Origin of the sequence: Streptomyces sp., from assembly GCF_035563135.1 — a bacterium.
GTDB lineage: Bacteria > Actinomycetota > Actinomycetes > Streptomycetales > Streptomycetaceae > Streptomyces.
In genome coordinates, this window is sequence record NZ_DATMVN010000516.1 from 1 (window position 1) to 9,192 (window position 9,192).

The window sequence follows — 9,192 nt, forward strand, 5'->3', positions numbered from 1 at the left end:
CGGCCCTACACCTCCAACGACGAGCGGACAGCGGCCCTGGCAGACTTCCTCCACAGCTACAACCACCACCGCTGCCACACCGCACTCGACGGCAAGCCACCGATCAGCCGAGTTAACAACGCTGAGGGTCAATACAGCTAGCCCGTTGCCTGGGAGCTGTCCCGGAAACCACCCCAGCCGTGCCAGCGGTCGATCTCGATCCAGGCGTTCACCCGGCCTCGCTCCCTTTCCGCGTACGGCTGGCCGAGGTATTGCCGGGACAGCCGGTCGATGCCTGCCAGGCCGTCGTCGTCGCTCATCTCGACGACCCGCCCGATCAGGGTCACATGGGTGTACCAGTCGGAGTCGTCGAGCACCGTGAGGGTGACACGCGGGTCCCGGCGTACATGGTCGAGACGCTTGCGCCCCTCGTCCATGTTGACGAGGATCCGGCCGTCGTCCCAGAGGTACCAGGTGGCCGCGGAAACCGGCTGCCCGTCCGAGCGAAGGGTGGCGATCACCGCCGGGTTCGGCTTGCGCAGCATGGTGATCGCTGCATCGGGAAGGGGCGGCTTCGACATGTTCTCTCCTCTGTCTCGTGCAGCGCCCTCCCTGTGGCGGTGAATCACCGGACGATGCAGAGGGCGCGGCTCCACGCTGCCACATGAAGCGTGCGGCATCCGGGACCGCCGCTGCGCGTCCGCGGTGAGCAGCCGCGCAGTGTCCCACTCGGCCGATGGCACATTCCTCAGCCGGTGACTGTCCGGCACCGCGTCCGGGGCCGTCCCGCCTCCGGCCGCCGCGGCCCGTACGCGATCGGGCCCAGGCGCCGCCGCGCGGCGGGGGATTGTCAGTGGCGGCTGTGATGCTGGGGGCATGGACGAACTGATGAGGCGGCGTGTCTACGGCGCCGACCATGACGACCCCGACCCGGGGGCCCGGCCCGGGCACGTCTACGTGGAACTGGTGGGCGGCCCGCTCGACGGGCTGCTCCTGGACGTGACGGGCTGGTCCGACGAACGGCTTGCCGTAGGAGCGGTGCTCGGCACGGAGCTCGGTAAATTCGGTGCGGGCGGACGCGTCGTCTACGGGCCCGGGGCGGCCGACCCGAAGCGCTGGGCCTGGCAGGCGGACAGCCCCTGAGCCGTCCGCCTGCCAGGCGCGTCAGCTGACCCCCGTACGCAGGGCGGTGATGAACCAGGTGTGGACCGGCCCGAGAGCGGGCGGCACAGGCCACCCGTCGACCGTGGCGAGGAGTTGCCAGTGGCGCTCCGCTCGCGGGTCCGAGCCCGCCTCCAGCCGTGTGATGAGCCAGCGGCGCAGCCCGGCGTCGCCGGAGCGGGTGAAGGCGTCGGCGTGGAGCGCCCTGAGGGAGTCGACAACCGGCGCTGCTTCTGCGGACGCCGGCTCATGCCGACGAGCTCAACTCCGGTTTCCCGGCCTTCTGCCACCTCGACGCGGCCAGGGCGCCGACCGCGCCCTGGCATTCACGTAACCGTTCCGGGCCGCCTCCTGGAGCGCTCGCCGTCCATCGGCTCCATGGGTGCTGAGCCCTCATGTCCCGTCCCCCTGAGTGCCTTTGACGCGGTCCGTGAGGAAAGCGGTGGCGGAACTTGCAGGAAGCAGCGGCCGACGGTCGCATCGGTCTCGACGAACCGGGCGCGCGGCGGCCCGGATCCCTGATGTGTCACGGAGCCGTCCGCAGCAGAGTTCTGCTCCTGCTGCGGGCGGCCGGAGGGGCAGCGGGGCGGGACGACCGCACGGCAGTGCGCGTCGGCAGGGCCGGGGCAGGTGCGGTGACGGCCCGGCGTTCCCCACCGTGTCCGGATCTCCGGCCGTGCCGTCGACGGCTGTGCTCACACGGAAGGTGATGCTGCCGGCCAGGTCTGATCCAAGCGTGCAGGGGCACATGCGTTCCAACGACAAAAGGAGCTACGTCATGCTGGGAATAGCCGCAGCCGTACTGTTCTTCATCGCCTTTCTGATCAACGCCGCCGATATCGCGACGAACGACATCTTCGCCTCGACCAATATCATGCTGATCGGCCTGGCTCTGCTGGCCCTGCACGTTGCGGGTGTCGGTAACGGGCGGCGAGTCGGCCGAGGGTGACCCTCGCCCGGCCGGGCGGCCGCGACCGGTGCTGCCGGCCGCCCAGATGCGACTGGAGCGGTGCGCAGGCAGCGAGTTCGCTGAGCGGGGCCGCACCCGGCCCTGGCCGCCCGGAACCGGCTCCGGGCAGGCGCGCAGGCGCTGTGCGTGAGCGCGGGGTCCGGTGCCGTCCGATGGGGACGGCACGCGCGGGGACTTGGCCGCCCAGGACAATGGTCCCATGCGTATCCGCTCCTCCAGGGCATCGAGCGGGCTGCCGGGCAGTGCTTCCGGGACATCGGAATGCCCGAGATCGCGGATGACGAGCCGCTTTTGGCCCGTGAACCGGCCCGCTTCCGGAGGAGCGGACTGGCCTGGGTCGCCGTGGACGCGGCAGACGTTCCAGCGGCCTACCTGATCGCTGAACGTGTCGACAGGAACCTTCATGCCGCGCAGGTGTCGGCACATCCTGATCAGGCCGGACGCGCTGTCGGGCGCCTGTTGCTGAACCACGTCGCGGATCATGCTGCCGCCCACGGCGTACCCGCTCTCACCCTCACCACGTTTGTCGATGTTCCCTGGAACGCGCCTTACTCCAGGTGTTGCGGGTCCCACTCACTCGGCGACAGCGAACTCGGTCCGGCTCTCCGGGAGATCCGGCAGCAGGAAGCGGCCCCCGGCTTGGAACGGTGGCCAAGGATCTGCATGCGCAGAGACCTGTGACTCGATGCCTTCGCTCGGCGTGTTCGGACGTCTCAGGGCAGGGCCGGCTCTGAGAGCCGGCCCTGCGGCTTCTGGCCGACTGCCCGGCACAGTGCCGGAACCTGCTGATAAAACGGACATGTCTACCCGGGTGGGTCTTCCCTCATGGTCCGGTCCCGGTCTTCCCGCGGAAGAGTCACATGCCGTCGATGACTTTGCTCCGGAGCGTAAGTCTCTCTACTTGCCGTCTGACATGGTGGCACGTACTCCCGCCCGGGCCGGCGGCAGAGCGGAGTTTTCGACAGGAGAGACGTCCGGATGACCGATTCGATACCACGAGCAGACCGCAGGCGTGAGGGAGGGGCATGGTCCCGGATCCACTCCGAGCGGGCGGCGTTAGCAGCCGATCTCACAGGTCTGACCGACCGGCAGTGGGAGACACCGTCATTGTGCAGCCGACTGACGGTGCGTGAGGTGCTGGCACATCTCACGGCGGGGGCGAGCCTGAACTCCGCGCAATGGCTGGCAGGTGTGATCCGTTGCCGGTTCGACTTCGACAAGCAGGTGGCGATGCGGCTGGCCGAGCAGTTGGGTTCGTCCCCCAGCGAGACGCTCCAGCGATTCCGGGGCGCCGTTCCGAGCACGACGAAGCCGCCGCTCCCTGTCATCGCCATGCTGGGTGAGACGATCGTGCACAGTGAGGACATCCGGCGTCCGCTGGGCATCCACCGGAGCCACCCGATCGAAACGCTCACACAGGTCGCCGACTACTACCGGAGATCGGACCTCGTGGTCCTCGCCAAGGGGCGCATCCAGGGCCTACGGCTCGTTGCACGCGACGGCCCCTTCACGACTGGCTCCGGACCGCTCGTATCCGGCACCACGCTGGCTCTGGTGATGGCCATGACCGGCCGTACGGCGTTTATCGGCGACCTGGAGGGGGACGGGGTCGAGCTCCTTCGCACACGTGGTGGAAAGGTGTGACCCGCTTGCGGGACGCTCCTCGGATCCCTGCTGGGACAGCGTGTGAGTGGGTCGGGTCCTGGACATGGTCGCTGGTCGCCGGGCCGGTCACATCAGCAGATGGCCTCGGGGAAAGGCTTCTTCCCGCGTGAGGATCTGTCTGCCCGTATGAGGTCGTGAGCGCCTGAGCGGGATGGGTGAAGACTGGCGGGGGAAAGCTCGCAGCGGCAGCGGCCGATCGTACTGTCACGGTTCCGCGCAGCGGGGGCGGGCAGCGCAGCCCGGGTGCGGGTCCGCTCCCGCCCCGGATCGAGTGGAGGAGGAACATGGCGAAATACGAGATCGTGACCGCAGGCATCCGTGACATGGCGAGGTTCCGGGAGTGGGCCGACGACGAGCAGTGGAACCCGGGGAAGCTGGACCACCTGCCCTTCCACGCGGCCGACCCGCACGGGTTTTTCCTGGGGAGGCTGGACACGGAACCCGTGACGTCCGTATCCGCCGTACGGTACGGAGCCGATTTCGGATTCATCGGGTTCTACATCGCGCGTCCCTCTGTGCGCGGCCAGGGCTACGGGATCCAGACGTGGCGGGCTGCCATGAAGCACTTGGAGGGGCGGAACGTGGGCCTCGACGGTGTCGTCGACCAGCAGGACAACTACCGCAGGTCCGGGTTCGCCACCGCCTGGAACCACGTGCGGTACGCAGGAGTGCCGGGCAGTGAGAAGCCTGCCGAAGACATCGTCGTGGTCGACGCCGGGTCTGTTCCCTTCGACAGGCTGGCGTCCTACGACCGCCGCTTCTTCCCCGCGCGGCGTGATGCCTTTCTCTCCCTGTGGGTGGGAGCGCCCGGCCACACGGGCCTCGTGGCGTTGCGGGACGGCGAGTTGCAGGGCTTCGGAGTCGTGCGCCCCGCCGAGTCCGGCGCGCGTGTCGGTCCGCTCTACGCAGCCTCCGACGACATCGCTGCCGCCTTGCTGCACGGTCTGTCGGCAGCCCAGCAGGGTGCGCCGGTAGCCCTGGACGTGCCTGACGTGAACGTAGCGGCGGTCAGGCTGATGGAGCGCTTGGGACTCGAACCGATCTTCGAATGCGCCCGGATGTACACCAGAGGGGCACCCGACGTCGATAGGGCAGGCATCTTCGCCGCGACAACCATCGAACTCGGATAGCGGCCCGCCGGCCCGCGCTTGCCTGCATCCCATGGCATCCCGGAGGCCGGTGCCCACCATCGGGCACCGGCCTCCGGCCTCCGGCACACGACCGTGAGCCGAGGCGGCCGCGCCCCGTCCGGCCTTTCGTGGGAGCGGTCCTTCACAACCGGCCGGTGAACATCCCGGCCAGTTCGCGCCACTCGGCCCGCGGCAGGCCTCCGCCGCCCTCTTCAGCGGTGAGGACCTGGAGCGCCACATGGTCGGCACCGGCGTCGAGGTATTCCCGGGTCCGGGCCTCCACGCGTTCGGCGTCACCCAGAGCGAAGAGGGCGTCGAGGAGCCGGATGCTGCCGCCGTCGTCGAAGTCGCTCTCCGCGAATCCCAGACGCAGCAAGTTGGCGGTGTAGTTGGGGAGCTGGAGGTACATCGCCAGCATGTTCCGCGCGGTGGTGCGGGCCCGGTCGACGTCGGTGTCGAGGACCACCGACAGCTCAGGGGCGAGCAGCGCGCCGGGGCCGAGTGCGGTACGTGCTTCTGCGGTGTGTTCGGCGGTGACGAGATAGGGATGGGCGCCCAGCGTCCGGCCGGAGGCGAGCCTCAGCATCTTCGGTCCGAGCGCGGCAAGAACCCGGTGTCCTGGCTCCACCGGTGGGGTCGCGGCGTCGAGCGCGTCAAGGTAGGCGACCATCGCGCTGTACGGCTTCGTGTACTGCGGCACCATGGGGCTGTGGCTGACGCCCAGACCGAGCACGAATCGCCCGCGTGCCGCGGACTCGATCGCAGCGATCCGCGCCGCTACCTCTTCAGCGGAATGGTCCCAGATGCTCAGGATGCCGGTGGCCACGGTGACCGTACGGGTGGCTGCGACCACAGCTGCGGCGTCCTCGACCGAGGGGCTGCCCCCGATCCAGAGAGTGCCGTACCCCAGCTCTTCGAGTTCGGTGACCGCTTCCGCGATGGCTTGTCCGCCCGCGCCGTCCGTCCGCGAGCCGTGCAGCGCACTGCTCCAGATGCCGACCCGTCCGAATGCCTCATGCGTCTCAGAAGTCATGGTGTGGTCAACAGTGACCTGTCCCCGCTATTCCCGTCCGGAGGAGGTTTCCCCCGGACGGGTGCCAGACGAGCCGTGGCCTGGCACGGTGTACGAGATGCCGAGGGCTTCGGCCATGCGGTGAGCACGGTGTGCCCGGAGGGTGAGGTGAGGGCGATGGCATCCGCCGGCCAGGGCGAATGCGAAGAAAGGCGATATCCGTCCCCCCGTACCGGCGTGCCCAGGAATCACGAGACAGAGCTGGGGCATCACCTCGGGGACGACCTTTCCGAGTACGTTCACGATGCCCTCACCGGGGGTTCGTGCGCGAGCCGGATCCCCAGGATTGGCTTCCAGGCGTCCAGCTCGACGCAACAGACGAGGCACACATGTCCCTGAGGCTCGCAGTCGCCGCCCTGGCTCTCCTCCCTGTGCTCGCAGTTCCGGCGACCGCACAGGCAGCGGTGGTTCCCCACAAGCATCAGCCGGGGCGCGGGGCCGCGTTCGACCTGCAGGCCCACCGTGGAGGGCTCGGGTTGACGACGGAGGGGTCCCTCGAGGGCTTCGGGAAGGCGTTGCGTCTGGGTGTGAGCACTCTGGAACTGGACACCCAGGTCACCAAGGACCGGAAAGTGGTCGTGACCCACGACCGTCAGGTCAGCGCCCAGAAGTGCAAGGACACCGGCCCGGTGACGACCGGTGACCCGCTGTACCCGTATGTGGGCAAATACATCAAGGACCTGACCCTCGCGCAGATCAAGAGCATGGACTGCGGGTATCAGCAGTTGCCCGGCTTCCCGGAGCAGGAGCAGATCAAAGGTTTCCGCATGGTCGAGCTGAAGGATGTCCTCGGCCTGGTGAGGAGCTACGGCGCCAAGCGCGTCAAGCTGAACATCGAGACGAAGGTGGAGGCCGGAGCGCCGGAGCAGACCGCGCCACGCGAACTCTTCGTCCGTCGCGTGTTCGAGGAGATCCGCCGTTCCGGCATCGAGAGGCAGGTATCCGTCCAGTCCTTCGACTGGGGGGCGCTGAAGGAGATGCACGAGCTCGCGCCGGCCTACCCCCTGGTGGCGCTGACGAACTACGACTTCCTCCAGGTGGGGAAGCCCGGAGCTTCCCCCTGGCTCGGCGGGATCGACGCCGATGACTACGACGGGGACTTCGTGCGGGCTGCCGCTTCCGTCCCCGGGGTGAAAGCACTGTCCCCGAACTACGGTTTCCCGCAGAACGGCACGATCGCGGACCCAGGCTTCCGGTTCTACCCCGACAGGAAGATGATCCATGATGCGCACCGGCGTGGGCTGAAGGTCATTCCCTGGACCTGTGACGACCCTGCCACAGTCGAGGCGCTCATGGACATGGGCGTCGACGGCATCATCACCGATTACCCCAACCGTGTGCGGGACGTCATGGCTTCCCGTGGCATGCCTCTGCCCACCTCATATCCTGCGCCGCGTCGCTGACGGCCGGAACGCCGCCCACCGGGAGAAGACGCAGAGCGGAGACTTACGCCGGGCCCGGGCGGACCGGAGCGAAGGGTCCGTCCCCGAGGCGCTGCGAGCCGGCTCCAGGAGGTGTGCCCCGGTCAGGCCCGATAAGCCGGTGATCTTGTGGAGCTGACGGGTCACAGGCGCCGGGGAGGACATCGGGAACTCCGCCACCCCGCTGCATCCCGAACGGGCGGATACCCGGCTGCGGTCCGCGCACCGGCCCGCACGATCCGCTCCGTCATGAACCACGAAGTCCTCCTGTGCCCGTGCGCACACGGCCGGGTGTGCAGTGTGTGCACAGGCAACTGGTGGTGCGGGAGGTGCACATGGGCAGCGGGGGAGAGGTGGTCGACGACCGGGATGGCGAGGGCGCGTGCGCCAGGGACCTCGGGGATCTCGCTCAGCCGTGCGGTCACGGAAGTGTGCGACGCCGCCCGGACCGGAGACCGGGAGTGCCAGCACCTGGCGAGTGCACGTGCGTGGGCCCGGCCGGTCGCGGACCGGCAGGCCCGGCGACGGGCCATGCCGCACTCGCCCGTCCTCGTGACACTCGCGCCACTCACATCCTGGGGCCGGTCACTCGACAGGCTCCCCGGCTTCCTGGCGGTCCCCAGTCGAGACAGGGCTGTAGTAGACGGAACGTCCTTGCTTGGAGCGTTCCAGCAGCCCTTGCGCGACCCCGTGCTCAAGGGTGTTGCGCACCACGGTGACCTGGGCCGGCCGCTTGGGGTGAGCTTCGGTCAGGGCGGCGGTCACCTCGGCAGCGGACTTCGGTTCCCGCTGATCCACGAGATATCCGGTGACCAACTCACGCCATGTGGGCTCGCCGGCCTCCTTGGGTGATGCTGCCTTGCCCGTGGAAGTCCGCTGTGCAGCTCGGACCCGGGACTTCGCGCCGGTTCCTTCCTTCGGCGCGGCGGCCGCCCCCTTCGCGCGGCGAGCGGCGGGTACGGAAGTCGCCGCCTTGCGGGCGCCGCCCTTACGGGCAGCCGGCTTTCCGGCACCGCCCAGTACCTCTTGCATCTTGACCAGGATCTGCTCCCCCTCCTCCAGGCGGATGAGCTCATCCTGCAGTCGGGTCAGTTCGGCACGCGCCTGGTCCTGCTCACTCCGGTTCGCGGCAAGGTCATCATTGATCCTCTGCGCGTAGTCTTCGCTGATGCCGGATGTAGAAGTGTTTTCGGTCATGTGGTCCTCGTCTTTCGCTGTGTCCCACACGGGTATGGGCGGCTGATGCTACCCACAAACGAAGGCAACGCCCCAGTGGATGCCGATTTACCACAGATGCGGGACCTCTCCGGCGCTCGATCGCAAGGCGCTGGAACACGTGGCTTCCGGGTGTGTGGGTTTCAACGACACAAGTTCTGCGTCGTGTTGGCGTGAAGTCATGTGTACGGGGCTGTGAGGAAGAGGATCGGCACGACGAGCCGTCGTCCGGCCCGGCCGGACACCTGCTGAGCGAAGCCGTCGTGGAGACCGCCGCGGCCGGGCCGGATCGAGGTCTGCCGGAACCGGTGTTCCACCTGGAGGTCCCCCGGCCGGGGCGATCTCAGCTGTGGAGTCGAAGAGGTGTGACCCGTAACTCTCCTGGGGTCACAGGGACGGATCGCTGACGCTGCCGACAGGTGGCGACTACGGGTGTGACATGGTCAGCCGAGGTGTGTGCGGAGCCTGCACGAAGCGGTTCGCGCCGACCGCGCCTGGATGATCAGAACACCTGCCGGGCTTCGGCCGACAACAATGAGGTGACCAGGCGGGTGTGCCGGGATCCTCTTGCCGGGTGGG

10 protein-coding genes and 1 pseudogene are annotated in these 9,192 nt (G+C 68.4%); 7 read left to right on the plus strand and 4 right to left on the minus strand.

The window, feature by feature from the left end:
* Positions 1-141 (plus strand): annotated as a pseudogene (locus VN520_RS22785) (integrase core domain-containing protein); the annotation flags it as partial.
* On the opposite strand, the gene VN520_RS22790 reads toward VN520_RS22785, so the two are convergent.
* Positions 138-560, minus strand: a complete 423-nt coding sequence (locus VN520_RS22790; protein ID WP_325748796.1) for a PPOX class F420-dependent oxidoreductase — start codon at positions 558-560, stop codon at positions 138-140. The pseudogene VN520_RS22785 and the gene VN520_RS22790 sit on opposite strands and share 4 nt — an antisense overlap.
* A 295-nt stretch (positions 561-855) precedes the next feature.
* On the opposite strand from VN520_RS22790, the gene VN520_RS22795 reads away from it, so the two are divergent.
* The 5 genes from VN520_RS22795 (at position 856) to VN520_RS22815 (ending at position 4,905) form a co-directional block, all read left to right on the plus strand.
* On the plus strand, positions 856-1,122 hold the full coding sequence (locus VN520_RS22795; protein ID WP_325748797.1) for a hypothetical protein: 267 nt from the start codon (positions 856-858) through the stop codon (positions 1,120-1,122).
* Positions 1,123-1,918: 796 nt separating this feature from the next.
* Positions 1,919-2,089 carry a hypothetical protein gene (locus VN520_RS22800; RefSeq protein ID WP_325748798.1) on the plus strand — a complete coding sequence of 57 codons (171 nt, stop codon included), beginning with the start codon at positions 1,919-1,921 and terminating at the stop codon, positions 2,087-2,089.
* Between the two features lie 282 nt (positions 2,090-2,371).
* Positions 2,372-2,791 carry a GNAT family N-acetyltransferase gene (locus VN520_RS22805; protein WP_325748799.1) on the plus strand — a complete coding sequence of 140 codons (420 nt, stop codon included), beginning with the start codon at positions 2,372-2,374 and terminating at the stop codon, positions 2,789-2,791.
* A gap of 297 nt (positions 2,792-3,088) precedes the next feature.
* Entirely contained in the window at positions 3,089-3,754 is a 666-nt protein-coding gene (locus tag VN520_RS22810; RefSeq protein ID WP_325748800.1) for a maleylpyruvate isomerase family mycothiol-dependent enzyme, read from the plus strand.
* Between the two features lie 305 nt (positions 3,755-4,059).
* The gene (locus VN520_RS22815; protein WP_325748801.1) at positions 4,060-4,905 is read left to right on the plus strand and encodes a GNAT family N-acetyltransferase; all 846 of its coding nucleotides are present in this window, start codon (positions 4,060-4,062) and stop codon (positions 4,903-4,905) included.
* 142 nt (positions 4,906-5,047) lie between these two features.
* Here the strand turns inward: VN520_RS22815 and VN520_RS22820 are convergent, their stop codons facing one another.
* The gene (locus VN520_RS22820) at positions 5,048-5,938 is read right to left on the minus strand and encodes a TIGR03620 family F420-dependent LLM class oxidoreductase (RefSeq protein WP_325748802.1); all 891 of its coding nucleotides are present in this window, start codon (positions 5,936-5,938) and stop codon (positions 5,048-5,050) included.
* A gap of 368 nt (positions 5,939-6,306) precedes the next feature.
* On the opposite strand from VN520_RS22820, the gene VN520_RS22825 reads away from it, so the two are divergent.
* Positions 6,307-7,380, plus strand: a complete 1,074-nt coding sequence (locus VN520_RS22825; RefSeq protein ID WP_325748803.1) for a glycerophosphodiester phosphodiesterase family protein — start codon at positions 6,307-6,309, stop codon at positions 7,378-7,380.
* A gap of 603 nt (positions 7,381-7,983) precedes the next feature.
* On the opposite strand, the gene VN520_RS22830 is transcribed toward VN520_RS22825, so the two are convergent.
* Positions 7,984-8,595: a hypothetical protein gene (locus VN520_RS22830; RefSeq protein WP_414719916.1), complete on the minus strand. Its 612-nt coding sequence runs from the start codon at positions 8,593-8,595 to the stop codon at positions 7,984-7,986.
* A gap of 197 nt (positions 8,596-8,792) precedes the next feature.
* Positions 8,793-8,930 (minus strand): hypothetical protein, encoded by a 138-nt coding sequence (locus VN520_RS22835; RefSeq protein WP_325748805.1) that lies wholly within the window; start codon positions 8,928-8,930, stop codon positions 8,793-8,795.
* Positions 8,931-9,192: the final 262 nt, after the last annotated feature.

Bases quoted from the DNA above. Each gene is read 5' to 3' on its own strand.
- VN520_RS22790 (WP_325748796.1), bottom strand. From the start codon at position 560: ATGTCGAAGCCGCCCCTTCCCGATGCAGCGATCACCATGCTGCGCAAG.
- VN520_RS22795 (WP_325748797.1), top strand. From the start codon at position 856: ATGGACGAACTGATGAGGCGGCGTGTCTACGGCGCCGACCATGACGAC.
- VN520_RS22800 (WP_325748798.1), top strand. From the start codon at position 1,919: ATGCTGGGAATAGCCGCAGCCGTACTGTTCTTCATCGCCTTTCTGATC.
- VN520_RS22805 (WP_325748799.1), top strand. From the start codon at position 2,372: ATGCCCGAGATCGCGGATGACGAGCCGCTTTTGGCCCGTGAACCGGCC.
- VN520_RS22810 (WP_325748800.1), top strand. From the start codon at position 3,089: ATGACCGATTCGATACCACGAGCAGACCGCAGGCGTGAGGGAGGGGCA.
- VN520_RS22815 (WP_325748801.1), top strand. From the start codon at position 4,060: ATGGCGAAATACGAGATCGTGACCGCAGGCATCCGTGACATGGCGAGG.
- VN520_RS22820 (WP_325748802.1), bottom strand. From the start codon at position 5,938: ATGACTTCTGAGACGCATGAGGCATTCGGACGGGTCGGCATCTGGAGC.
- VN520_RS22825 (WP_325748803.1), top strand. From the start codon at position 6,307: ATGTCCCTGAGGCTCGCAGTCGCCGCCCTGGCTCTCCTCCCTGTGCTC.
- VN520_RS22830 (WP_414719916.1), bottom strand. From the start codon at position 8,595: ATGACCGAAAACACTTCTACATCCGGCATCAGCGAAGACTACGCGCAG.